This is a genomic window from Actinocorallia aurea (assembly GCF_054783995.1).
On sequence record NZ_BAAGPQ010000014.1, the window covers coordinates 32028 to 56101 of the forward strand.

General features: G+C 70.5%; 25 protein-coding genes. 16 read left to right on the plus strand and 9 right to left on the minus strand.

Going from position 1 to position 24074, the window contains the following annotated elements; translation table 11 throughout:
• The first annotated feature begins 3 nt into the window (after positions 1 to 3).
• The 10 genes from ACYVOM_RS18035 to ACYVOM_RS18080 all read left to right on the plus strand — a co-directional run bounded on the left by ACYVOM_RS18035 (position 4) and on the right by ACYVOM_RS18080 (position 9747).
• Positions 4 to 807, plus strand: coding sequence for an MlaE family ABC transporter permease (locus tag ACYVOM_RS18035; protein ID WP_460304560.1), 804 nt, complete (start codon positions 4 to 6; stop codon positions 805 to 807).
• Between the two features lie 12 nt (positions 808 to 819).
• The gene (locus ACYVOM_RS18040) at positions 820 to 1674 is read left to right on the plus strand and encodes an MlaE family ABC transporter permease (protein ID WP_460304561.1); all 855 of its coding nucleotides are present in this window, start codon (positions 820 to 822) and stop codon (positions 1672 to 1674) included.
• Positions 1671 to 2732 (plus strand): MCE family protein, encoded by a 1062-nt coding sequence (locus ACYVOM_RS18045; protein ID WP_460304562.1) that lies wholly within the window; start codon positions 1671 to 1673, stop codon positions 2730 to 2732. Before ACYVOM_RS18040 ends, ACYVOM_RS18045 begins: the two co-directional genes overlap by 4 nt.
• The gene (locus ACYVOM_RS18050; protein WP_460304563.1) at positions 2729 to 3889 is read left to right on the plus strand and encodes an MCE family protein; all 1161 of its coding nucleotides are present in this window, start codon (positions 2729 to 2731) and stop codon (positions 3887 to 3889) included. Before ACYVOM_RS18045 ends, ACYVOM_RS18050 begins: the two co-directional genes overlap by 4 nt.
• Positions 3889 to 4905 carry an MCE family protein gene (locus tag ACYVOM_RS18055; protein WP_460304564.1) on the plus strand — a complete coding sequence of 339 codons (1017 nt, stop codon included), beginning with the start codon at positions 3889 to 3891 and terminating at the stop codon, positions 4903 to 4905. Before ACYVOM_RS18050 ends, ACYVOM_RS18055 begins: the two co-directional genes overlap by 1 nt.
• The gene (locus ACYVOM_RS18060; protein ID WP_460304565.1) at positions 4902 to 5912 is read left to right on the plus strand and encodes an MCE family protein; all 1011 of its coding nucleotides are present in this window, start codon (positions 4902 to 4904) and stop codon (positions 5910 to 5912) included. The genes ACYVOM_RS18055 and ACYVOM_RS18060 overlap by 4 nt, the downstream gene beginning before the upstream one ends.
• Positions 5909 to 6937, plus strand: coding sequence for an MlaD family protein (locus ACYVOM_RS18065; RefSeq protein WP_460304566.1), 1029 nt, complete (start codon positions 5909 to 5911; stop codon positions 6935 to 6937). The genes ACYVOM_RS18060 and ACYVOM_RS18065 overlap by 4 nt, the downstream gene beginning before the upstream one ends.
• Positions 6934 to 8226, plus strand: coding sequence for an MCE family protein (locus tag ACYVOM_RS18070; RefSeq protein ID WP_460304567.1), 1293 nt, complete (start codon positions 6934 to 6936; stop codon positions 8224 to 8226). Before ACYVOM_RS18065 ends, ACYVOM_RS18070 begins: the two co-directional genes overlap by 4 nt.
• 17 nt (positions 8227 to 8243) lie before the next feature.
• Positions 8244 to 9203 (plus strand): hypothetical protein, encoded by a 960-nt coding sequence (locus ACYVOM_RS18075; RefSeq protein WP_460304568.1) that lies wholly within the window; start codon positions 8244 to 8246, stop codon positions 9201 to 9203.
• Between the two features lie 88 nt (positions 9204 to 9291).
• Positions 9292 to 9747, plus strand: coding sequence for a MarR family winged helix-turn-helix transcriptional regulator (locus ACYVOM_RS18080; RefSeq protein WP_460304569.1), 456 nt, complete (start codon positions 9292 to 9294; stop codon positions 9745 to 9747).
• 130 nt (positions 9748 to 9877) lie between these two features.
• Here the strand turns inward: ACYVOM_RS18080 and ACYVOM_RS18085 are convergent, their stop codons facing one another.
• The 3 genes from ACYVOM_RS18085 to ACYVOM_RS18095 all read right to left on the minus strand — a co-directional run bounded on the left by ACYVOM_RS18085 (position 9878) and on the right by ACYVOM_RS18095 (position 11889).
• Positions 9878 to 10765: a TauD/TfdA dioxygenase family protein gene (locus ACYVOM_RS18085; protein ID WP_460304570.1), complete on the minus strand. Its 888-nt coding sequence runs from the start codon at positions 10763 to 10765 to the stop codon at positions 9878 to 9880.
• A 129-nt stretch (positions 10766 to 10894) separates the two neighbouring features.
• Positions 10895 to 11239: a hypothetical protein gene (locus ACYVOM_RS18090; protein WP_460304571.1), complete on the minus strand. Its 345-nt coding sequence runs from the start codon at positions 11237 to 11239 to the stop codon at positions 10895 to 10897.
• A 299-nt stretch (positions 11240 to 11538) separates the two neighbouring features.
• Complete coding sequence (locus tag ACYVOM_RS18095) at positions 11539 to 11889, minus strand: ATP-binding protein (protein ID WP_460304572.1); 351 nt, start codon at positions 11887 to 11889, stop codon at positions 11539 to 11541.
• Positions 11890 to 12112: 223 nt separating this feature from the next.
• Between ACYVOM_RS18095 and ACYVOM_RS18100 the strand changes: the two genes are divergently transcribed.
• The 3 genes from ACYVOM_RS18100 (at position 12113) to ACYVOM_RS18110 (ending at position 13820) form a co-directional block, all read left to right on the plus strand.
• Complete coding sequence (locus ACYVOM_RS18100; protein ID WP_460304573.1) at positions 12113 to 12973, plus strand: helix-turn-helix domain-containing protein; 861 nt, start codon at positions 12113 to 12115, stop codon at positions 12971 to 12973.
• Positions 12970 to 13158 carry a DUF397 domain-containing protein gene (locus ACYVOM_RS18105; RefSeq protein ID WP_460304574.1) on the plus strand — a complete coding sequence of 63 codons (189 nt, stop codon included), beginning with the start codon at positions 12970 to 12972 and terminating at the stop codon, positions 13156 to 13158. Before ACYVOM_RS18100 ends, ACYVOM_RS18105 begins: the two co-directional genes overlap by 4 nt.
• Positions 13159 to 13409: 251 nt before the next feature.
• Positions 13410 to 13820 carry a UTRA domain-containing protein gene (locus ACYVOM_RS18110; RefSeq protein WP_460304575.1) on the plus strand — a complete coding sequence of 137 codons (411 nt, stop codon included), beginning with the start codon at positions 13410 to 13412 and terminating at the stop codon, positions 13818 to 13820.
• Positions 13821 to 14101: 281 nt separating this feature from the next.
• Here the strand turns inward: ACYVOM_RS18110 and rpsD are convergent, their stop codons facing one another.
• The gene (rpsD, locus tag ACYVOM_RS18115; RefSeq protein WP_460304576.1) at positions 14102 to 14710 is read right to left on the minus strand and encodes a 30S ribosomal protein S4; all 609 of its coding nucleotides are present in this window, start codon (positions 14708 to 14710) and stop codon (positions 14102 to 14104) included.
• A gap of 60 nt (positions 14711 to 14770) precedes the next feature.
• Between rpsD and ACYVOM_RS18120 the strand changes: the two genes are divergently transcribed.
• Positions 14771 to 15544 (plus strand): DUF2470 domain-containing protein, encoded by a 774-nt coding sequence (locus tag ACYVOM_RS18120; RefSeq protein WP_460304577.1) that lies wholly within the window; start codon positions 14771 to 14773, stop codon positions 15542 to 15544.
• Positions 15545 to 15690: 146 nt separating this feature from the next.
• Here the strand turns inward: ACYVOM_RS18120 and ACYVOM_RS18125 are convergent, their stop codons facing one another.
• The 4 genes from ACYVOM_RS18125 to ACYVOM_RS18140 form a co-directional block, all read right to left on the minus strand.
• A complete protein-coding gene (locus tag ACYVOM_RS18125; RefSeq protein WP_460304578.1) occupies positions 15691 to 16263 on the minus strand; it encodes a hypothetical protein in 573 nt (190 codons plus the stop codon).
• Between the two features lie 455 nt (positions 16264 to 16718).
• Positions 16719 to 17897 (minus strand): trans-sulfuration enzyme family protein, encoded by a 1179-nt coding sequence (locus ACYVOM_RS18130; protein ID WP_460304579.1) that lies wholly within the window; start codon positions 17895 to 17897, stop codon positions 16719 to 16721.
• Positions 17898 to 17996: 99 nt separating this feature from the next.
• Positions 17997 to 18779, minus strand: coding sequence for a lysophospholipid acyltransferase family protein (locus ACYVOM_RS18135; RefSeq protein ID WP_460304580.1), 783 nt, complete (start codon positions 18777 to 18779; stop codon positions 17997 to 17999).
• Positions 18780 to 18899: 120 nt separating this feature from the next.
• Complete coding sequence (locus tag ACYVOM_RS18140) at positions 18900 to 20282, minus strand: NAD(P)/FAD-dependent oxidoreductase (RefSeq protein ID WP_460304581.1); 1383 nt, start codon at positions 20280 to 20282, stop codon at positions 18900 to 18902.
• A 167-nt stretch (positions 20283 to 20449) separates the two neighbouring features.
• Here ACYVOM_RS18140 and ACYVOM_RS18145 point away from each other — a divergent pair, with 167 nt between their 5' ends.
• Both ACYVOM_RS18145 and ACYVOM_RS18150 read left to right on the plus strand, forming a co-directional pair.
• Positions 20450 to 21211, plus strand: a complete 762-nt coding sequence (locus ACYVOM_RS18145) for a TenA family transcriptional regulator (RefSeq protein ID WP_460304582.1) — start codon at positions 20450 to 20452, stop codon at positions 21209 to 21211.
• Between the two features lie 241 nt (positions 21212 to 21452).
• On the plus strand, positions 21453 to 22898 hold the full coding sequence (locus ACYVOM_RS18150; RefSeq protein WP_460304583.1) for a WS/DGAT/MGAT family O-acyltransferase: 1446 nt from the start codon (positions 21453 to 21455) through the stop codon (positions 22896 to 22898).
• A 32-nt stretch (positions 22899 to 22930) separates the two neighbouring features.
• On the opposite strand, the gene ACYVOM_RS18155 is transcribed toward ACYVOM_RS18150, so the two are convergent.
• Positions 22931 to 23605 carry a uracil-DNA glycosylase gene (locus tag ACYVOM_RS18155; protein WP_460304584.1) on the minus strand — a complete coding sequence of 225 codons (675 nt, stop codon included), beginning with the start codon at positions 23603 to 23605 and terminating at the stop codon, positions 22931 to 22933.
• Between the last annotated feature and the right edge of the window lie 469 nt (positions 23606 to 24074).

Here is a 24074-nt window from a genome sequence, read left to right on the forward strand (position 1 = left end):
CCTATGGCCGTGCTGGTGCGGCAGGGGCCCGCGCTCCTCGCCAAACGCGGCCTCGCCCTCCTGGACGAGGCCGGAGAACTGTTCGTCACCCTCCTCGAAGGACTGCGCCGCACCTGGGATCTCAAGACCTGGTGGGGCGAGTTCATCGAGCAGGCCTGGTTCATCATCCGGGTCACCAGCATCCCGCTGCTGCTCATCGCGATCCCGCTCGGCGCGACCATCTCACTGCAGGTGGGCGACGTCGCCCGCCAGATCGGCGCGCAGTCCAGCACCGGCGCGCTCGTCGTCGCCGGGATGGTCCGGCAGATCGCGCCGCTCGCCTCCGCGCTGCTCATCTCGGGCGCGGGAGGCAGCGCCATCACCTCCGACATGGGCGCGCGGCGCATCCGCGACGAGCTGTCGGCGCTGGAGGTCATGGGCATCAACCCCACCCACCGCCTCGTCACCCCGCGGCTGTGGGCGGCCGCCGTCGTCAGCGTCCTGCTGTGCTCCCTGGTCATCCTGTCGGGCACCGCGGGCGGCTTCTACTTCAACGTCATCCAGCAGGGGGTCACCCCCGGCGCCTACTTCGACGGCGCGGCCTCCCTGCTCCAGCTCTCCGACCTCGGCATCACCCTGTTCAAGGCCTTCGTCTTCGGGCTCGTGGCGGCCGCCGTCGCCTGCCACATGGGCATGACCTGCGACTACGGGCCCGCCGGGGTCGGCCGAGCCGTCACCCGCGCGACGGTCGCGACGTCACTGCTCGTGTTCTTCCTCAACTACGTACTCGAAACGCTCTACCTCGTCCTCGTCCCACCCAAGATCTAGCGAGGAACCCCCTTGGCCGCCATCCTCCCCGGGCGCAAACTGGGCGCGGTCGTCCAGGATCGGGTGAGCCGGTTGCCCGAGCTCGCCAGCCTGCCGATCTTCCTCGGCCGCGTCTTCTACCACCTCTTCGCCGACCTCGTCCTCCGCCGCAAGTACGGCAAGACCGTCGTGCGCCACATGAGCGACATGACGATCGGCGTGAACGCGCTGTTCGTCGGCGGCGGCATGGTGTTCGTCATCTTCGCGATGTCGTTCTTCACCGGCGCGATCGTCGGCGTCCAGGGCTACCCCTCCCTGGAACGCCTCGGCGTCGAGTCCTTCACCGGGCTCGTCTCCAGCTTCTCCAACATCCGCGAACTCGGCCCCGTCATCACCGGCATCGCGCTCATCTCCCAGGTCGGCAGCGCCTGCACCGCCGAGATCGGCGCCATGCGCATCTCCGAGGAGATCGACGCGCTGGAGGTGATGGGCATCAACTCCATCGCCTACCTCGTGTGCACCCGGATCGCCGCGACCGTCGTCGCGCTCGTGCCGCTGTACCTGCTGGCGCTGTTCGCGAGCTTCTTCGCCACCCGCTTCATCACCGTGCAGTTCTTCGGCATGTCCGCCGGCGTCTACGACTACTACTTCGACCTCTACCTGCCGCCGCAGGACGTGCTCTACAGCGTCTGCAAGGTCGTCGTCTTCGCCTTCATCATCATGTTCATCCACTGCTACCGCGGCTACTACGCCTCGGGCGGGCCGGTCGGCGTCGGCGTCGCGGCGGGGCGGGCGATCCGCGAGTCCAGCGTCTCGATCGTCCTGGTGAACCTGCTGCTGTCCTACATCTTCTGGGGCGACGGAGGGACGGTGAGCCTGACCGGATGAGCGGATCAGACCTCAACCTGTCACGCGCCTCGCGCGTCCGCTTCGCGCTCGGCGGGACCGCGGTCCTCGCCGCCGCGGCCTGCGCCGCGGTCGCCGGGGCGATGCCGTCGGAGCCGCCGTCGCGCGAGTACACCGCGGTGTTCCACCGGGCCGGCCAGGGCCTCGACGCCAAGTCGCGGGTCAAGGTCCGCGGCATGACCGTCGGCTCGGTCTCCTCGGTCGCCCTCGACGCCCAGGGCCGCGCCGTCGTGCGGATCCGGGTCGAGAACGGCATCCGGGTGCCCGACACCGTCACCGCCAAGGTGGAGCCGCTGTCGGTGTTCGGGCCGAAGGACATCTCCCTCGACCTCGGCTCCGGCGAAGGCGCCGGCCCCTACCTCCCCGACGGTGCCGCGATCACCAGGACGACCGACCCCGCCGAACTCGCCGAGACCGGCGAGCCGCTCGCCGCGCTCGCCGACGCGATCAACCCGGACGACGTCGCCACGGTCCTGCACACCCTCGCCGCAGCCCTCCGGGGCAACGGCGCGACCCTGCACCAGACCACCACCGACGCCGCGAAGCTCCTCGACGCCGCGCACGGCGACCTCGACCGGACCCGCCGCACCCTCAAGGACCTCTCCGTCATCGGCGACGTGCTCGGCAGCCGGTCCGGCAAGATCGGGCAGCTCGTCGAGGACGCCGACGCGCTCAGCGACACCCTCGCCGAGCACCCCGAGGACTTCGAGGCCACCCTCGCCAACGCGCGCACCCTCGCCGGCACGCTCTCGCGCACTCTGGAACGTGACGGCGACGCGCTCGGCGCCCTCATCGACCGGGGGAGCCTCGTCAACAACACCCTGTACCCCCGCCAGGACGAACTCGGCGAACTCATCGGAGGGCTCAACGGGTTCTTCGGCGGCCTCGCCGGGATCCTCCAGGTCCCCGGCCCGGAGGGCACCAAGATGGGCGCGGTCAACCTCTACGTCTCGCTCAACCTGTGCGACATCTTCACCGAGGAGTGCCCGGCCGACTCCATGTACGGCGGCAGCCCCTCGGCCGGCAAGGACAAGAAGTGAGGGCCCGCAAGCCGCGCGGAGGCGGCGGGGGCCCGGCCCTGGGCGTCCTGGTCAAGTTCACCGTCTTCGCCGTGGTGACGTCGCTGCTCACCTACGTCATCGGGGCGCAGATCACCGGCGCGGGCTACGGCGACACCTACGAGCTGAAGGCGTCGTTCGAGGACGTCGGCGGACTCATCGAGGGCGACCTGGTGAAGGTCGCGGGCGCGCCCGTCGGCAAGGTGACCTCCGTCGAGGTCGCCGCGGGCCGCGCCGTCGTCACCCTGGAGGTCGAGAAGGAGCTGCGGCTGCCCGCCGACAGCACCGCCGAGATCCGCTGGCGCAACCTCATCGGCCAGCGGCTCGTCTACCTCGTGCCCGGCGCCCAGAACGGCAGGTACCTGAAGGAAGGGGACGCCCTCGCGGCGACCAAGGCCGTCGTGGACCTCGGCGAGATCGTCAACTCGCTCGGGCCCCTCACCGGCAGCCTCGACCCCGACCAGCTCAACAAGATCCTCCAGGCCACCGCGGCGATGCTCGACGGCAACGGCGACGACATCGGCCTCATGACCACCGGCCTGCAGAACATCGTCGGCTCCCTCGCCACCCGCAAGGACGACCTCGCCTCGATTCTCGACAGCTACTCGACGCTGACCGAGACCGCGGTCCGCCGCGACGAGCAGATCTCCGGCGTCATCGACGACCTCGTGGCGATCAGCGAGGCGTTCGCCGGGAACACCGACGTGCTCGCCTCGGCCAGCGGGGAACTCGCCCAGGTCAGCGAGGTCCTCGACCAGGTCATCAGCGGCAACCAGCGCGAACTCGACAGGACCGTCGCCAACCTGGACACCGTCGTGAAGACGGCCGCCGGGGACATCGACGAGCTGGCGCAGATCGTGACCGGCCTGCCGCCCGCGCTGCGCTCCCTGTTCGCCGTCACCAACGGCGGCCACTACGTCCGGATCAACGCCATGTGCCTGAACATCGTCCTGGGCGAGTGCCCGACCGAGATGAAGCTGTCCGGCCCCGGAAACCGGACCAGCCGGCAGCAGATGCTCGACGGCCAGGAGGAGCTCGCCGACCTCGTCGCCCGGCTCACCGGCTCGGCCCCCCCGAAGGATGCGAAGGACTCGAAGGGCTCGAAGGACCAGAAGGACGCGAAGAAGGGGAACGGCTGATGGCGCTCCCCTCGCTGCGCGACCTGAACAAGCGGATCGTCGCGCTCGTCTCCCTGGCCCTGCTCACCTCCTGCATCGGGTTCGCCTTCCTGTACGGGCAGGTCGGCCTGTTCCAGGACGGCTACCACGTCACCGGCGTCTTCACCGAGACCGGCGGCCTCAAGGAGGGCGACGACGTGCGGCTGGCCGGGGTGAAGGTCGGCAAGGTCACCGCGATCGACCCCGACTTCGACCACGGCAAGGTGCGGATCACGTTCCGCGTCGACTCCGGCGTCGACCTCGGCCCGCAGACCCGCGCCGACGTCCAGCTCGCCAACCTGCTCGGCGGCCGGTACCTGAAGCTCACCGGACCCGTCCAGGAGCCCTACCTGGCCGACCTCGACGAGGACGACCGGCGGATCCCCGAGGACAGGACCGGCACCCCCTACACGGTCGTCGCCGCCCTCAACAAGACGACGGGCGACCTCGGGAAGCTCGACATGAAGTCGATCACCAAGATCCTTGAGGAGACCGAGAAGATCGACCTGCCGACCCAGGCGAACCTGAACAAGCTGCTCACCAACGTGAGCACGCTGAACGCCGCGCTCAACGCCAAGAGCCCGCAGTTCCAGCAGCTCGTCGCGGACGCCAACAGGCTGACCGGAGTCCTCGCCACCAAGAACGAGGACCTCGCCCGCCTCCTCGACGCCTCCCAGACCCTCCTGGAGACGCTCACCGAGCACCGGACCGAGCTCGCCGCCTCGCTCGGCGGCAACGCCCGCGTCGTCGACACCCTCGCGGACGTCGTCGGCAAGCGCGGCAAGGAACTCGACGACCTCCTGGCGAACCTGCACACCCTGACCCAGCGGCTGGAGCCCCGCATGGCCGACCTGAACACCGACCTGGCCCTGCTCGGCCCGACCTTCGAGGGCCTGGCGAACGCGGGCAGCACCGGCGAGGGGCTCGCGGCGATGATCACCGGTCTCGGCGTCCTCCAGGGCCCCGAGACGATCCTGCCCCCGGAGGCCCGGCCGTGAAGACCCGCCTCGCGGCGCTCGCCGCCGCCCTCCCGCTGCTCCTGTCCGGAGGCTGCTCCGCGCTCCCCGGCGGCGGCACCTCGATCACCGTGTACTTCGACCGCGCGACGAGCTTCTACGAGGGCTCGCACGTCCTGGTCATGGGCGTCGACGTCGGGACCGTCGACGAGGTGGAGATCCAGGGCGACCGGATCAGGGTCAGCGCGACGGTCGAGGACGGCGTGCCGATCCCCGCCGACGTCAAGGCCTCGATCATGCCGCTCAACCTCGTCGGCGAACGCAACCTCGTCCTGTACCCCGCGTACACGCCAGGCAAGCCGAAGGCGTCGGACGGGCACGTCATCGAGCAGAAGGACACCACCCTGCCGATCGAGACCGACGAGGCGCTCGCCGCTTTCACCGAGGTCCTCGAAGCGATCGACCCGCTCCAGGCCCGGCGCGCCACCCGGAACGCGGCGGACGCGTTCGAGGGCAACGGGCAGGCGTTCAACTCCGCGCTCCAGCAGACCGGCCAGCTCACCGAGACGCTCGGCGGCCAGGCCGACGCGCTCGCCGATCTCGCCGACAACCTCGCGCAGGTCGCCGACGTCGTCGAGGGCAAGGAGGACGCGCTCGGCACGATGATCGAGCAGGTCTCCTCGGCCACCTCGGTCTTCGCCGCGGAGCGCGACGCGATCAAGCAGCTCGTCGAGGGCCTGGTGCGGCTCGTGCGCAGCGGCGACGTGCTGCTGGAGAAGTACGAAGGCACCCTCGCCGACGACATCCGGGTCCTCACCCAGGTGTCCCTGGTCGTCAAGGGCAACAGCGAGCAGCTCGCACAGCTCATCGAGGCGCTGCCCGGCGTCGCGAAGGCGTTCCTGAAGTCCTGGAACAAGAAGAGCCACGTCGCCGAGTTGCAGTTCGCCGTGGATCCGACCCTGCGCGCGCTGATGAAACAGCTCGGCATGCCCGAAGAGTGCCTGCTGCCTTCGCCGACCTACTCGAACTGCCCCTGGGAGGACCAGTGAGCCGGCTCTCCCCGCTGCTGAAGGCCGCGGCTCTCACCGTGTCCCTTCCCCTCGCTGTGGCCCTGCCCCTCGCGGGGTGCTCGCCCTCGACCCTCGGCGCCCCCACCGGCGACGTCACGCTCGTCGCGACCTTCCCCGACGTGCAGAACCTCGTCGCCGGGCACAGCGTGCAGATGAGCGACATCCCCATCGGGAGCGTCGTCGGCGTCAAGCGGGTCGGCTACCAGGCCGAGGTGCGGTTCTCCATCGAGGACGAGTACAAGATCCCCGAAGGGACCGCGGCGGAGATCGCCCAGACGTCCCTGCTGGGCGAGAACTACGTCGAGCTGACCCTCCCCGACGGCGCGGACATGACCACGGGACCGTTCCTGCGCGACGGGGCCCGGATCACCGCCACGAGCGTCGCGCCGCAGTTCGAGCAGGTCGCCGGGGACGCCGGGCGCATCCTGGAGGCCATCAGCGGCGACGACCTCGCGACGCTCGTGGGCGAGACGGCCACCGCGCTCGACGGGCAGGGCCCCGCCCTGAACAAGATGGTCTCCCAGTCCGCCGACCTCGTCACCGCGTTCGCCGAGCAGCGCGACGACCTCGGCACCGCGATCGAGCGCCTCGCCGACCTCGGCGAGACCCTCGAAGCCCACAACGGCACCCTGGAGACCACCCGCATCGACGAGACCATCGGGCTCATCGAGAAGAACAAGACCGAGATCCTCGGCACCGTCGAGGACCTCACCACGACCGCGCGCCGCCTGGGCGACAAGGTCTTCGCCGGACGGGCCGAGAAGATGCGGCTGCTCATCAAGAGGCTCGATCCGACCCTGGCCACCCTGGGCGGCAGCCAGAAGGAGATCTCCGCCCTGGTCAAGAGCCTCGTCGGCTTCCAGGACGTGCTGCCCGAGGTCGTCTGGGACGGCCAGCTCATGGTCTACGGGGCGCTCAAGCTCGGCCTCTACAACAACGCGGCGGAGAGCGCGAACGACGTGCTGCCGCTGCTCGACCAGATCATCCAGGGAGGCGGCCGGTGAACGGGCGGCGCATCCTGCTCAACGTCGCGGTCTTCGCGCTGCTGTCCGTCGTGCTGACGGGCTGGGCGCTGTCCAGCGTCGTCAAGTTCGACTTCGTCGAGCGGCCGTACGTCATCAGCGCCGAGTTCGCCTCCTCGCCGGGGCTGCACGAGGACTTCGAGGTCGCCTACCTGGGCGTGCGGGTCGGCAAGATCCGGTCGCTGACCCTCGACGCGGGCGGCCACATGGTCGTCGCCGAACTCGCGATCGACCGGGGCGTGGAGATCCCCGCGGCGCTCAGCGCCGCCGCCGGGCGCAAGTCCGCCGTCGGCGAGCCGTACGTCGACCTCGCGCCGCTGCCGGGCGCCGACCTCGACGACAGGATGGAGCCGGGCGGGCGCATCGGCAAGGAGCACACCTCAGTGCCCGTCGCCTACGGCGACCTGTTCGCGCAGGTCATCGACGGGCTCAAGGCGATCGACCCGGAATCCACCGAGATCCTCTTCCGGGAGCTCGCCGCAGGCTGGGAGGGCCGCGAGGACTCGCTGCGCCAGATCATCGACGGCAGCGCCGCCCTCACCGAGGCGTTCGCCGGGCGCACCGAGCTGATCGAAGGCCTCACCGGCGACCTGTCCGAGCTCACCCGCTCGCTCGCCGGCCACTCCGACGCGCTCGGCACGAGCATCGACAACTCGGCGGAACTCCTCGGCCCGCTCTCGGACCTGCGCGGCGAACTGCGCGAGGTGCTGGAGCGCTCGCCCGCCCTGACCACCCGCCTCGCCGACCTCACCACCGCGACCGACCCCTACTTCGGCTGCACCGTCGACGCCCTGGGCGACGCGCTCGGCACCGTCGCCACCCCGGCGAAGATGAAGGACGTGCGCGACACCCTCGGCATGGCCGGGCAGCTCATCAGCGCGCTCAACGACATCATCCGGCCGACCTCCTCCGGCAGCGCCATCAACCTCGCCGCCGTCCTCTCGACCAAGGGCGAGGCGCCGCTGGAGTACCGGGAGCCGCTGGCCCAGCCCGAAGTGCCGGAGGTGCCGACCTGCGCGGGCGGCGCGGACCCGTTCAAGGCCCCGGCCACTAGTGAGAAATCCGGGGAAAAGGGGCAGACTGTGGCGGCGGCGCCCACCCCCACCATCCCCGCCACCACGAGCACGGCCGTCGCCAGGCCCGTCGCCGACACGTCGGCCGGCGGTCCTCCCGGCTGGCTCGTGTGGCTCCCGCCGGTCCTGGCCCTCGCCGTGCTGACGCGGGTCGCGGCCAAGTCCCTGCCCGCCCTGATCCGGCGCCGGAGCCGGTGAACCCCCGAGGAGGACCCATGAGCACGACCAACGGAAAGAAGCCCGTGCGGCGGGTCCGCGTCATCGAGATCGTCGAGGAGGACGACACCGGAGCCGAACTCGACGAGGCGACGGTGCGGGCGGTCCTCGCGGCGGCGGACGCCGAAGAGGCGGAGGAGGCCGCCGCAGAGGCCGCCGCAGAGGCCGCGCAGGCCGATGACGCGGGCGAGGACGGGGCGGACGGGGCCGCCGCCGAGGACGCCGCGGCGGATGCGGACGAGGAGGCTCTTTCCACTGAGAAGGCCGCCACCGAGAAGGCCGCCGAGAAGAACACTGCTGGGAAGAAGGTCTCCGTCGAGGGCTCCGGGCTCGCCAAGGCGTCCGGGAAGCTCGTGCCGCTCCTCGCCGCCGCCGTCGCCGTCCTCGCGGTGCTCGCGGCCGTCGGGATCTACCAGTGGCGCTCCGCCGCCGCCGAGGACGCCGAGCGGGCCGAACTCGTCAAGCGGATCGCCGCGTTCGGCGACACCATGGCGACATTCTCCTACCAGGACGTCGCGACCGCGAACACGAAGACGCTCACCTACCTCACCGGGGACGCCAAGGCCGAGCGCGAGAAGCTCGACCTCAAGGAGTTCGGCGACCGCCTCACCGCGCAGCAGGCCGACCTGAAGTCGCAGACCTACGCCGTCTACGTCGGCAGCGTCGACGGGATGATGGCCACCGCCGTCCTCGTGTTCGACCTGTCCATCGAGGCGCCCGCGCTGAGCCAGTCCCAGACGATCTCGCGCAGCCACCTCACCCTCGGCCTCATCAAGGTCGGCGGCACCTGGATGATCAGCTCGATGGTCCCGGCCGGCAGCGAGAGCGACACCACCACCGCGGTCCCGGGCGTCGAGGGATCCGCGACCCCAGACGCGTCCACTGGCGCGACCCCTGGCGCGACCCCTGGCGCGACACCGACGGACCGGACGTCTCCGTCACCGAAGGCCGGTGACTAGGGCGGACGCGGTTTTGGGTCAGGGCAGGCCCGGGATATCGGCTGTCCGGCGGCTGTCAACGGGGCTTGCCGTGGATGACAATGGCCGCGTGGAGACCGAGGAAAACGCGCTGATCGGCGAGTTCGGGCTGCTCTTGAGCGTGAGTTCGCGTTTGGAGCGGATCGCGGGCCGGGCGCTGGAGAGGCGGGCGGGGATCTCCCACGTCATGCTGGAGGTGCTGCTCCGGCTGGAGCAGGGCTGCGTGTCGATGAGCCACATGGCCCAGGAGATGATCCTCACCAGCGGCGGCATGACCCGGCTGATCGACCGGATGGAACGCGCGGGGCTGCTCACCCGGCACACGTCCGAGACCGACCGGCGCGTCCAGAAGGCGTCCCTCACCCCGAAGGGCCGCGAGACGCTGGCCCGCGCCCGCGCCGTCCACACCCAGACCCTGCGCGAGTTCTATGCGGGCCCCCTCGCCGACGCCGAGCGCGCCGTCCTGCGTGCGGCCCTGGAACGCCTGGAGGCCAAGGGACGGGCGGAACTCCCGTCCCTCGGTTGAGGTCCCGTACTGGGAGCCACTGAATCCTGTGATCGGGCGCCCCTGCGCTGCCCCGTAGGCCCCTAGGGCCGGAGGGGCAGTGCCGGGATTCTCAGCGCCCGATCACCGCGCCGCCGGAGGCGGCGCCATTTCACAGGTAACGCGCGGCGTTCGCCTCGGCGGGGGAGTCGTCGCCGGTGACGCCGTTCGGGCCCTTGGGCACGCCGTCGTCGATCGCCTCGGGGGCGTTGATGGTGACGCGGTGCATCTTGCGGCGCTGGGTGTAGTCGGCGACGGCGTAGTGCTGGGTGGGGCGGTTGTCCCAGAACGCCATCGTGCCGACCCGCCAGTTGAGCCTGACCTGGAACTGAGGGTCGCGGACCGCGTCGAACAGCAGCGGCAGGATCGCCTCGTTCTCGCGCCGCGACAGGCCGATGAGCCGGGTGACGGAGCTGCGGTTCACGTACAGCGCCTTGCGCCCCGTCTCCGGGTGCACCCGCACGACCGGGTGGATCACCGGCGGGTTCTTGTCCTGGAGGTCCCGCAGGTCCATGCGGTGGCCCTTGTCGATCGCCTTGGAGACCGACATCGTCAGGTCGTGCTCGGCGTACAGCTCGTCGACGAGGCGGCGCAGCCACGGCGCGAGCGACTCGTAGACGAGGTACATGTTGGCCCACAGCGTGTCGCCGCCGACCTCGGGCAGGATCACCGCCCGCAGCATCGACCCCATCGGCGGCGTCCGCATGAACGTGTTGTCGCTGTGCCACTGGTCGCCGCCCTCCCCCTTCGGGTCGGTCTGGTCCAGCACGTGCACGGCCGACCCGCTGGTGTCCATCGGCGGCAGGTTCGCCGTCCCGAACTGCTTGGCGAAGGCGACGTGCTGCTCGTCGGTGATGTGCTGGTCCCGGAAGAACAGCACCCCGTGGTCGAGCAGCCCCGTCCGGATCGCCTGCACCTCCTCGGGCTGCAGCGCCTCCCGCAGATCCACCCCCGAAACCTCGGCCCCGATGTTCTTCGTGACCTTCCGAAACTCGACCATGGCGGGCCCTCTCCCTGAACGATCAGACACAAGCACTTGCTTGGTTAAATGTACCGCGCACACATTTTCTTGCCCACCCCCGATTTCCCCGGGCTCCGGTCTCACGCGGCCCTCCACCCCCGCAAACGCTCACCGACCCGCGCGAACACCCCGGACCGCCGAGTCCGGGGGCCCCTCCGGGGCGGCCCGATACCGGGCCCGGAAGTCGGGGTCCACGGCCGCGGCGGTCGGAACCGGTGCGGCGCGGGCGACGAGCGGCGCCGGGCGCCCCCGCGGCGCGGCGGGCCCCGCCGCCACGGGCCGCCGCGCGCGCAGCACCCTCCACAGGGCGTGCCCGAGTCCTTCGAGGTCTCTCCCCGTCACCCACCCGTCCCGCCCATCGACGTGAACGAGCGCCCGCCACACCCCGGTCGCCTTCCCCCAGAAGATCGTCGGCACTTCGGGAAAGGAGGTGAGCAGAACATCGACGCTCACCGCCGGCCCCCTTGCCGCGGGCCTGCCCGGCGTCGCCGACCCGCCCGCCCCGAACGCCCGCGTTCCCGGCCCCGCTCGCCACCGCCCGGTCCACCCAGAACGCGCTGGGCGCACAGGATCGCCCCGAGCCTCCGCCAGAACCGTCCCCTGAAGCGGGCACCCCGTCAGTACGATCGTGCATGAGTGTCAGGACTCCATTTCCTGGCCGAAGCCCCGGATCATCAGCTGTTGGCCCAGCGATCCGGGGCTGTTCCGTCTCCGTGCCGAAGGACGGGAGGCATGCGCCCCGGGCCCGCCCGCTACGTGCCCCCATCGACCTCGAACCAGACGACGGTTCCCCGCCCGTCGGCCCCGGGTGCGTGCCCCCACGCGCAGGCAAGCGCATCGAGCAGGAACAACCCCCGCCCGTCCTCGTCCTCATCGGAGGCGACCCGCCGCTCCGGCACCCCGCCCCCTTCGTCGCGGACCTCGACCCGCACCCGCTTCCCCTCGCCCACCAGCAGGCTGACCCGCACGACACCCGCCGCACACCCGTGCTGCAGCGCATTCGTGGCCACCTCGCTGGTGAGCAGCCGAATCGTGTCGACGACCTCGTCGGCCACATACGACCCGGCGAGCAGTGCCACCCAGGACCGAGCCCGAGCCGGCATCTGCGGCTCGGCTTTCAGCCGAGCGAACCCCACAACCCCGAGCCCGCATCTCCTCACCCGTTCACGCTCCTGACAGTCCCCGTGTCGCTACTCTCAGCATTGAAGCCGACCGGCCCCCATCGTTCACGTGACAAGCCACATGCGCCAGTGAATCGCCACAATTGATTGGCACGATCCGGCCAACGCTGCGCACGGACCCTCCGAGAGCTGGGAATATTCCACTATGGATGATCAGGACATGACCGTTCGGCAGCTTCGACTTTGTGCAGAACTGCGCAAAATGCGCGAAAGGTCCGGCCTCTCTCCAGATCAGGCAGCCGTGAAACTGGGCTGGAGTAGGGCCAAGCTCAATCAACACGAAAGGGGCAAAAGGCGGCCCTCTGTGGTCGACGTCCAGGCGATCCTCAGCGCCTACGGCGGCACGGACCAGGCCCTCCGCCTCGCCATCCTCAAACTGGCCGAAGAAATCCGCGCCGGCCTGCGCGGGTGGTGGGCCCCGTTCGGAGACGTCCTGAACGGCTCGTACGCCGAATGCGAGAACGTCGCCGAGGAGATCCTCAGCTATCAGCCCGCCTACGTCCCGGGCCTCTTCCAGACGCCCGAGTACGCGCGGGCGATCATGCGCGCGGACGGGTATTCCGGCGAGCTTCTCGAACGTCGTGTGCAGACACGCATGACCCGGCAGGTCCTCCTGGCCCGCGAAGAGCCGCCGCGCATGCGCGTGCTGCTGGAGGAGACCGCATTGCGGCTCGACATCGGAGACCGGGCAGCGATGGAGAAGCAACTGGAAGCGCTCCTCGCCATCGCCAAGCGCCCGCACATCGAGCTGCGCGTCATCGAGCAGGTCGGCCACGTCCGCATCCACCCCGGCCGACACGGCGGCACTTCCGTGATCTTCGGCTTCGGCGGCCCCGTCGAGTTGGGCGTCGTCTACCTGGAAACCATTGCGGGCGGGCACTATTTGGAGGAAGTGACCCAGGTCCAGCGCTGTAGGCTCCTGTTCGGGCGGATGGCCGACACCGCCCTCTCGGAGGACGACTCGGCCGCGCTCATCGCCGATCTCATCAAGGAGCCAGGCCAATGATCACCACTTCGTGGCGGAAGTCGTCCTACAGCGCGCCGTCAGGCGACGACTGCGTCGAACTCGCCGACCTCCGCGCCCACGTCGGAATCCGCGACTCCAAGCACCCCGACGCCGCCCCCCTGAAGGTCACCCGCCACGAGCTCGGCCGCCTGGTCTCCCGCATCCGCACCGGCGACCTCGCCTGACCGACACCCTTAACGGCCCCGCGCATCCCCGATGCCCGGGGCCTCCGAGTCTCCGCGACATCCGCCTGCCTCCGCGGCCACTGCCTTCCGGCCCACCCCCGGCCCACCATGGACTCAAGGGTTTCCAGCCGTCCCAAGGAGGCCATGTGACCGCGACCCCGAAGATCCGCCGCACCACCATGGCGCGCTACCAGAGGCCCGTTCGGGAGTAGGGCCTCGGCGCCTTCGACACCGAGATCCGATCCCTCGGCATGACCCCGCGCTCCCAGCTCACCATCACCCGGGAGACGCCCCCACCTGAGATCGCCGAAATCCTCGGTATCCCCGAGGGGGAAGAAGTCGTCGTCCGCCACCGCCTGATGTTCGCCGACGAGACCCCGGTGCAACTCGCCCCGTCCTACCTGCCCCTCGACATCGCGGCCGGCACGATCCTCGAAGAACCCGATCAGGGCCGCGGGGGCATGCTCAGTCGTCTCGCCGACCTCGGCCACGCGCAGACCCGCATCACCGAACGCGTCACCGTCCGCCCCCCGACCTCACAGACGACCCCACCTAGGCACTTTTTGCGGGACGTCGGCAGCCCGTCGATCTCCGCGAAACGAACCGCAGATCGGTGGACTCGGCCGAGATGCGCAGCACTCCGCCGACGACCCGAGCGGTGACGCGGACATCGAACTGCTGCCGCACCTCCCCGTCCACGACCGCCGCCGAAGCCGCCACGACGAGGCTGTTAGGCGCTGGCGCGTTCGGGTCATCGAAAGACTCCACACGTGCCATGGGCTCCATCCTTCCCTTATCGGGCGTGGTGGCCCAGCCCGTTCGGCCCGCAGCCCCGAGCCGGTCTGATCGTCTGCGGCGAGGGCTGGGCGTGCGACGGCCGGGGTCCCTTGGGGCCCCGGCCGGCGGTGTGTGGCGTATCGCGTCCGGGACGCGTGTGTGTCGGTTATCGGCTGTAGAACTCCACCACCTGCTGCTCGTCGCACACGATGGGAATCTCGCGGCGTTCGGGGAGGCGCTCCAGTTTGGCGACCAGGGCGTCCTGGCGGACGTCCAAGTAGGGGGCCGAGACCGCGGGGGCGTAGCCGCCCTGGGCCGCGGTCTGGAACGGGAGCATGGGCTTGCTGCGCTCGTGGACGGAGATCCAGTCGCCCGGGCGCAGGCGGTAGGACGGGCGGTCGACCCGCTTGCCGTTCACCAGGATGTGGCGGTGCACCACGAACTGGCGCGCCTGGTAGATGGTTCGGGCGAAGCCCGCGCGCAGCACGAGCGCGTCGAGCCGGCGTTCGAGGTCGACGACGAGGGCCTCGCCCGTCTTGCCCTCGACCTTCCGGGCCCGCTCGAACGCCAGGCGCAGCTGCGCCTCGCGGATGTTGTACTGCGCGCGCAGCCGCTGCTTCTCCAACAGCTGGTCCTTGTAGGGCGAATCCTTCTTGCGGCTGCGTCCGTGCACACCAGGCGGGTAGGGACGGGCTTCGAAATACTTGACGCACTTCGGCGTCAGGGGGACGCCGAGGGCCCGGGAGAGCTTCGCCTTGGGGCGGGGGTTGTTCACCTTTCCTCCTTCGTGATTAGGTTAGCCTTACTAAGGCTAGCCTAACCTAATGGAGTCACAGTGACCAAGGGTCCCAGCGCGGCAGAACGGGCGCGCACTCTTGCCTATGGCGTGGCCGGCGCCACGCTGGCGGTCCTCGGCCTCGACGAGGAGATCACCGTCGCGGCACACGCCACCGGCGATGACGGCGCACCCCTGCTGCTCATGCCCACGGCGACACCCCTGGTGCGGACGCTGAGGCAGGAGCCGGATCTTCCCGCGACCCTTTGCCTGAACGACGTCGCCCCCGTCCCCCTCGCCGACCGCGTCCGCGGCACCGCGTGGCTGCACGGCTGGCTCAGCGAGGTGCCGCTCGAAGGGCGCCGCGAGGCCGCCATCCGCATCTCCCGGCTGCACCCCCGCGCCGACCTTCTCGACATCGGCGCCCGCATCCCCGCCGAGCAGGAATGGACCGTGCTCACCCTCGACGTCGCCGAAGCCGAGGTCGACGACCTGTGGGGCGAGGAGAACATCGAGCCCGAGGACTACGCCGAGGCGCTGCCCGACCCGTTCGTCGCCGTCGAGGCCGGCATGGTCGCCCACCTCGACGCCGAGCACCGCGAGGAGCTCGTCGGGCTGTTCCGGGCCCGGTACGGGCGGGTCGTCCCCGAACCCGTCGTCCGGGCCGTCGGACTCGACAGGTTCGGCCTGCGCGTCCGCTGCTCCCCGCCGTCGTCCGGCGGCCCCGCCCCCTTCGACCTGCGCTTCGACTTCCCCGCACCCGTCCGCGACCTGGGCGGGCTGCGCTGCGCCTACCGCAAGATGTTCGGCTACGCGCGGGGCAGCGCCGCCTGAACACCCCCTCGACGCGGCGAAGCCGCCCTCCGGCGCGGTGAGGGCGGCTTCGTCGTCTCTGCTTCGCGAGGTGATCCCCGACTCCGCGTGGCGCGCGCGGAGAGGGCACTTCCCCGGCCGTCTCCGCGCTCGCGCGCGGTCTTGATCTAGTTCTTCTCGATGCGGAACGACATCACGCGGCCGTCGATCTCCCGCTTGCGGCCGTGGGTGCAGTCGTCGGCGCGGATGATGACGTTCTCGCTGAACAGCAGCGTCGCGTTGACCTCGGCGCCCTTGAAGCGGCCGCTGATGATCCGGGCCTTCCGCAGGGTCATGTTCGCGAGCGTCCCGAACAGCTTGCCGTGGTTGACCTTCGAGTGGCCGCCGTTGTCCCACTCGATGTAGCCGCCCGCGTGGCCGCGGCCGATCGTCCCGCTGGACGTCGTCCGCGAGTCGCACGACGTGAGCGCGCTCGCCTTCAGGTGGAACGTCCCGCTCGTCACCGACGGGCGCTGGTGCGTGATGCACGACCCGAGGTCCAGGTCGCCGTTGATGTGCGTCTTGCGCAGCTTCCCGTCCCGTGCCCCCGGGTGCAGGTTCAGCTCGGCCCCACCGCCCCCGCACGCGACCTTGACGCCCCTGACGTCCGCCGCCGCCTCCCCGGCCGACGCCACGCCCCCCACCGCCACCGCCATGGCCAGACCGCCACCAGCGAGCATCGCCTTCAGCCGAGCATCCATGCGTTTCCCCTCGTCGTCGGGCCGCCCCCGCGACCCCTCGGGGCCTCATCTACCCACCCAAGATCACCCCGTTGTCCTCCCTCTCCCCAAGATCACTTCAACGCATCGTCACCGGCGGTCGGATCATCCGACTCCGCCCAAAACCCCTACGTGATCGGCCTTTCCGGCACTTCGCCCCCTCCATCCGAGCGCCGGACTTGGAGTTCCGCACCGAGGTCGCCGCGGTCGGGACGTCGGTTGCGGACGCGCAGATTCGTGATGAGCCAGCCCGGACGGGTGGGGAACCGGGGGAGCCTCCTGCGCCGGTGCCTCGTGGGAGGGGCGGTCGGCGGTCACGGGGAACTCGGCGAGCCGGAAGTCCGGGGGCGGCCGATCGGGACCCGCCGGGCGGCGAACCTCCACGGCCGCCCGGCCGCGCACAGCGCGTCGAAGGTCTCCTCCCCGGGCGGAAGGCGTCAGAGGGATTCGAGGGTCGTGTACAGGTCGTTCCAGAGGTCTTCCGGGTGTTCGATGCCCACGGCCAGGCGGATGGTGCCCTCCGAGAAGCCCGCCGCCTCCAGGGCTTCGGCCGAGTACATGCGGTGGGAGGTGCTGGCCGGGTGGATGGCGAGGGTCTTCGCCTCGCCGAGGGAGGCCGTGAGGGCGATGAGCTTCGTCGACTCGATGAAGCGGCGGCCCGCGTCTCGGCCGCCCCTCAGGTCGAAGGCGAGGACGCCGCCGGCGCCACCGGTGAGCTGGTGGGCGGCGATCTTGTGGTCGGGGTGGGTGGGCAGGCCCGGGTAGGAGACCGAGGCGACCTTCGGGTGGGACAGGAGGCGTTCGGCGAGGTACTGGGCGTTGGAGCTGTGGCGGGCGACGCGCAGGCCGAGGGTGGACAGGCCGCGGAGCAGGAGGTAGGCGGCGAAGGGGTCGAGGGTCGGGCCGGTCTCGACGACCTCCTCCCACACCTCGCGCACGTCGGCCTCCGAGGCGAGGACGACGACGCCCGCGATGGCGTCGCCGTGGCCGCAGAGGTACTTGGTGGCCGAGTGCAGGACGGCGTCGGCGCCGAAGTCGAGGGGGCGGCACAGCAGCGGAGTCGCGAAGGTGTTGTCGACGATCTTCTTGACGCCGGACGGCACCGCGTCGAAGAGCGGCCGGAAGTCGGGCACCCGGGTGGTGGGGTTGGCGATGGTCTCCAGGTAGAGGACCTTGGTGTTGGGCCGGACGGCCGCGGCCACCTCGGCGGCGTCCTCGCCGGACACGTACGTGACCTCTACCCCCCACTTGTCTTTGAGGGTCTCCAGGGTGCCGTAGGTGCCGCCGTACAGGCAGCTCTGGGCGATGACGTGGTCGCCGGAGCGCAGGAAGGCCTTCAGCACGGCGTTGACGGCGGCCATGCCGGAGGCGGTGGCGACGGCTCCGGCGCCGCCTTCGAGGTCGGCGAGCGCGGCTTCGAAGGAGCGGACGGTCGGGTTGCCGAGCCGGCTGTAGAACGGCGGCTGCGCCGGGCCGTCGAAGGCGGCGGCCATTCCTTCGGCGCTGTCGAAGGAGAAGAGGTGTCCTTGGTAGATCGGCATGCCGAGGGGGGTGCTGCCCTGCGGCTGGATGATCGGGGTGTGGACGGCACGGGTCTCCGGACGAAGGTCGCTCATGCCCTCAAGTGTGACCCCGGTTGAACAGGGCAAACAGCGCCAATCCCGAAGAAGTGGCCTATTTCGCTTGTGACGTCTGCGGCACCGCGGCCCGGCCCGTCAGGCGCCGGAGGTGCCCTCGGCGGCTTCGCGGGCGGCCCGCCGGGCGGCGCGCTCGGCGGCCTCGGCCTCGTCGCGGGCGGCGGCCTCCTCCGGGGTGGGGGCGGTGCCGCCGCGGTGCGCGGGCTGCCACCACTGGCCGGTGCCGTCGACGGGGTAGGTGCTCATCGCCTTGTCGACCAGCTCCTGCATCCGCTGGCGGAGCTCCTTGGTGACCTGGTCGTAGTCGTCGCCGCGCTTGGGGTGCATGGGCTCGCCGACGAGGATCGTGATGTGGGTGCCGCGCTGCCACAGCTTGCGCTTGCGTCCCTTGGTCCACAGGATCTGGGTGCCCCACAGCGCCACGGGGACCAGCGGGACCTTGCCCGCGACGGCCATCCGCACCGCGCCGTTCTTGATCTCCTTGACGGTGAACGACTGGCTGATGGTCGCCTCGGCGAACACGCCGACGACCTCGCCCTCCTTGAGGGCCTTCAGCGCCGCGATGTAGGAGGACGCGCCGTTCTCCCGGTCGACGGGGATGTGGTGCATCCCGCGCATGAGCGGACCGGCGATCTTGTTGTCGAAGACCTCCTTCTTCGCCATGAAGCGGACCAGGCGCCCCGCGGGGTTCGCGCCCAGTCCGGCGAAGATGAAGTCGAGGTAGGAGATGTGGTTGCTGCACAGGACAGCCCCGCCCGTCGCCGGGATGTTCTCGTGTCCCACGACCTTGATCTTCAGGCCGAGCACCTTGAACATGATCTTGGCGGCACGGATGACCGGCGGGTACACGATCTCGCTCATACGGAGAAACCTAACCTACGTCGCCGTAACCATCGAAATGGAGCAGGCCACAAAACCCTGTCCGGACTTTTGCGGGCTCCCGCCTTGCGGCGGCTCCTTTGCCGCCGAAGGGGGACGGCGTCAGCGGCCCTCCGCGTCGACCGTGCGACGGGTGGCGATCGCGGGCGGGCCGTCCGGCAGCGGGACGTTTCCGGAGGCGAGGATCCGGCGGAGCATCCCCGGCCGGAACAGCGCCGTGGGCTCGACGCCCAGCCCGAGCGCGTCGATGAGTCGGCCGCACACGACGGGATCGACGTTCGCGGCCCGCACGGCGCGGTCCACCGCCGCGTTGAGCGCGCGGGTGTGCATCCGGACGGGCGGCCCCTGGGTGTCGGTGTAGCGGCGGTCCTCTCCGGTGGAGATCAGCCACGCGCCGGACCCGGCGCGGTGGGCGCGCTGCTGGAACCAGCGGGTGGAGCGGTCCTCCTCGACCATCAGCCCGAGTTGCAGGGCGCTGCGCGCGGCGACGGTCATGCCCTGTCCGTAGATGGGGTTGAAGGCGCACACGGAGTCGCCGATGGCGGCGAAGCCCGCGGGCCAGTCCTTCATCCGCTCATAGTGCCTGCGGTGTCCTGCGGTGTGCCGGTAGGAGACGATCGGGGTCAGCGGCTCGGCGTTCTTGATCGCGTCGTACAGGACGGGGTGGCGCAGCCCGCGGGCGAAGCCGAGGAACCCGTCGTCGGTGGTGGCGGGGTAGTCGCGGCCGGCGCCGCTGAGGCTGCAGATCCAGGTCCCGTCCTCCTGCGGGAAGAGGCCGCCCGTGCGCTTGTGCGTGGGGGCGCCCGCCTGGATGTAGAGGGCCTTCCAGTCGGCGTCGAAGCCTTCGGGGATCGCGAAGCGGCGCGAGGCGTAACCGAGCAGGGGGTCGATGCGGGTCTCGCCGGGGAAGGGCCTGCCGAGTTTCGCCAGCCACTCGGGCGCCCGGGAGGAGCGTCCGGTGGCGTCGACGACCAGGTCGGCGTCCATGGGCTGGGCGATGGCGTGGGCGCCGCGCTCGCGCCACCGGACCCCGGTGACGGCCCGGTTTCCGCGCGACGCGGTCAGCTCGGTGACCTCGACGCCGGTCCGGACGGTGAGGTTCGCCCGCTCGAACAGCCGGGTCCGCACCACGTGGTCGAGCATGCCGCGGCTGAAGGTGAGCAGGCGGCTGACGTCGGGGAACCGCTTGCGCCAGCCCTGGGACGTCAGCCACAGGAGGTCGGCCGGCAGCCGGAGGTCGGGCACGCCCTTCTCGACGAACTCGCGCTCCAGCCCGGGGAACAGCCCCTCGAGGAGGCCGAGCCCGTGGTTCCACAGGACGTGCAAGTGGCGGCCCTGCGCGACGCCCGGGCGGTCCGCGGGGCCGTCAGGGTAGGTGTCGCGTTCCAGAAGGGTGACCTGTGCGTAGTGGTCGGTGAGGACGCGGGCGGCGAGCAGGCCCGCCATGCTTCCGCCCACGACGATGGCGTGTTCTCGTGACTCCATGTCGCGATTTTCGACGCTCTGTGCCGCTCCCGCCACCGGAATGCCCGTCTTGTTTCGCCATTTAGGACAAACCAGAAATAAAGTGACAAAAGTCTCGTATTTACAGTTGTCAGTACACAAGGGAATAGTGGGATGGAGCCATGATCCACGGCATGGAGGGAGTCACCATGACCGCCACGACGGAGGCCGAGGGCCGCACCCGACCGCCCTCGCGCACCCAGCACCACCGCACCGTCAAGAAGGAACTCTCCGAGACGCCGCACCCCGCGTGGGTCGCGGAGATGATCGCCGAACTGAAGCCCGACTGGGACGGCGTCCTCGCCTCGCCCGTCTTCACCGAGACCGCGGCCCACGGCGTCTCCGACGAGACGTGGCGGACGATCGTGAAGGAGTTCTTCTGCGTCGTCGAGGCGTTCCCCAAGTACATGGGGGTCCACCTCGGCCGCACCACGTACGGCAAGCGCGACGGCGACCTGCTCGCCCGGGACTGGCTCATCGGCAACATCCGCACCGAGGCCCTGCACGCGCAGTGGTTCATCGACTGGGGCGTGTCGCTCGGCCTCACCGAAGAGGAGATCATCGCGCACAGGCCGGGGCCGGAGGTGGCCTCGCTGTACGAGTTCCTCTGGTCGGTGGCCTACCGGGGCTCGATCGCCGAGGCGTTCGGCGCCGTCAACTTCGCCATCGAGGGCACGACCGGCGAGTGGACCCGGGTCGTCATGCCCGCGTTTCGGGAGCGGCTCGGCGAGGACAGGTACGGCCTCATGTGGCTCGCCGAACACGCCGAGTACGACGACGCCCACCCCCGTGAGGCGCTGGAGCTCATCAAGCTCACCGTCCGCGACGACGACGACCGCGCCGCGGTCAAGGAGGCCACCCGGCGATCGCTGGAGTTGTTCCGCCGAGGGTTCGACGCCTGCGTGCGCTGACGGACGGCTCCGGCCGTGACCGTGCGCGCGGGCGGGCACCCTGGAGGCCGGCGCCTCGAAGGTCGGCACCCTGAAGGGGGAACGCCCGTTGCGCACGGCCATGGCCGATTGTTGCCAATTTGTGATTGCGTCCTCAAGTTAAGACCTGGTTATTAATCTGTGACCTCGGTTGACCGGACGTGCCCGGACGGCATAGCTCTAAGGAAAGGCGCTCAGGCGACGAAGACGGGGACGTGACGGAATGAGCCAGCTGACCGCGGTGGACGCCGGTTTTCTCAACATCGAAGGAGACCGGACCCGGGCGCACATCGGTGGCCTCGGGGTCATCGACACCACACTGTGCCCGGGGGGCAAGCTCACCCGGGCGGACATGGTCGAGCTGGTGCGGGAACGGGCCCACCTCGCCCGCCCGCTGCGCAGCAGGCTCGTGCAGGTCCCGTTCGGCCTCGACCACCCGTACTGGGAGGACGACCCCGGATTCGACCCCGAACGCCACGTCCACGAAGTCGCCCTGCCCTACCCGGGAGACGACCGCCAGCTCGGCATGGAGGTCGCCCGCATCCACGAGCGCCCCCTCGACCGCCGCCGCCCGCTGTGGGAGCTGTACCTCATCCAGGGCCTCGAAGGCGGGCGCGCCGCCATCTACTGCAAGGTGCACCACGCCTGCGTCGACGGCGTCCTCGCCGCCGAGACCCTCGCCGCGCTCCTCGACCTGTCGCCCGAGGGCAACGACCCGCCCCCGTTCGTCGGCGAGCCGCTGATGCCGCCCGGCCTCGTCCCGATGCTCACCAGGGGCGCCCGACGCGTCGCGCTGCACCCCGTCCGCACCGCCGAGGCGCTCGCCCGCACGGTGCCCTACCTCGACCAGTTCCCGCTCGTCGGCCACCTGCCGGGCGTCCGGGAGGTCTCCAGCGCGCTGCGCAAGGCGCTCGGCAAGGAGAACCCGCAGCCCGCCGACTTCGGCGCGGCCCCGCGCACCCCGTTCAACGCGCCCATCTCCCAGCACCGGACGTTCGCGTTCGGGTCGCTGCCGCTGGAGGACGTCAAGCAGGTCCGCCGCGCGCTGGGCTGCTCGGTGAACGACGTCGTCATGGCCATGTGCACCGGCGCGCTCCGCCAGTGGCTGCTCGACCACGACGCGCTGCCCGACCAGCCGCTCATCTCCGTCGTCCCGGTCTCGCTGCGCCGCAAGCACGGCCGCGACGAGGGCAACGCGCTGTCGGCGATGTTCGCCCCGCTGCCCGTCCACATCGCCGACGCCGAGGACCGCTTCTACGCGGTGCGCGGCGCGATGCGCGGCGTCAAGCGCCGGTTCGCCGTCTCCTCCGGCACCTGGTTCGAGGAGTTCAGCAGCCTCCTGCCGCCCGCGCTCCTCGGCCTCGGCACGAAACTGGTGATGCAGGCGGCCCCGGCGCTGAACCCGGTCAACCTGCTCATCTCCAACGTCCCGGGCCCGCAGCAGCCGCTGTACGCCCGCGGCGCCCGCGTCCTCGCCTACTACCCGGCCTCGGTCATCACCGACGCGACGGGCGGCGTCAACATCACCGTCTTCTCCTACGACGGCAACCTCGACATCGGCGTCATCGCCTGTCCCGAACTCGTTCCCGACGCCTGGAACCTGGTCGACTACCTGCGCGACTCGCTGAACGAACTCCTCAAGCTCACCCGCGTCACCGCCGACGTCTAAAGGACGTCCCAGATACGGACTGGCGGCCGCGGTCAGGGCAGCCGCCAGTCCACGGGGTCCGCACCCTGCTGCTGCAGCGCGGCGTTCGCCCGGGAGAACGGCCGGGAGCCGAAGAACCCGCGATCGGCCGACATCGGGCTCGGATGCGCCGACGCGATGCACGGGTAGTCGGAGAGCATCGGCTGGAGGGACTGCGCGTCCCGCCCCCACAGAATCGCCACCAGCGGCTTCCGCCGCTCCGCAAGCGCCCGGATCGCCTGCTCGGTGACCTTCTCCCACCCCTTGCCCCGATGCGCGGCGGGCTTGCGCGGCTGCACCGTGAGGCTCCGGTTGAGCAGCAGCACCCCCTGCCCCGTCCAAGGCGTGAGATCCCCATTGGCCGGCCCGGGCAGCCCGAGATCCTGCATGTACTCGGTGTAGATGTTGATCAGGCTCGGCGGCAGCGGCCACACCTCCGGGGCGACGGAGAAACTGAGCCCGACCGCGTGCCCCGGCGTCGGATAGGGATCCTGCCCCACGATGAGTACTTTGACCTCATCGAACGGCTGCTGGAACGCCCGCAGCACGTTCGCCCCGGCGGGCAGATACCTCCGCCCCTGCGCCAGCTCATTCCGCAGGAAGTCGCCCATCGCGGCGACATCCGACTCCACCGGGGCCAGGGCCTTCGCCCACCCCTCCTCGACGATCTCACTCAACGGCCGCGCCATGAGCCCTCACCTTAACGAGCAGCGCTGACAGACACGCCCCACTCGCCCGACCTGATGCGCTTTCGCGCGGCTCACAACGCGACGCCGAAGCGCACCCGGAACCGTCCGTCGGGCAGATGCGGTGAAGACCGCTCCTCGGCGAGCAGACTCACCGGTTCCAACCCCCGGCCGCTCTCGGCATCGTCGTCGGCATGCCCCCGGACGGGTTCCGCGACGGGTCCGTGGCCCCGCGCCCGCCCTCGGTGACCTCGATCTCGATGGGCCCCCGAACGGCGTCACCGCAACCTCCACGACCCCGTCCGGTAACGCCGGCCGACTGTACGGGCAGGCATGCGAACGTCTCCGACAGCAGCAGGGCAATCTCCTCGGCGAGACGCCCTTCCCCCAGCCACCCGCCGAGCCACCCGCCGTGCCACCCGCCGTGCCACCCCGGCCTGGTCGACCCGCCCGGGGAAGCACGCCGCGACCC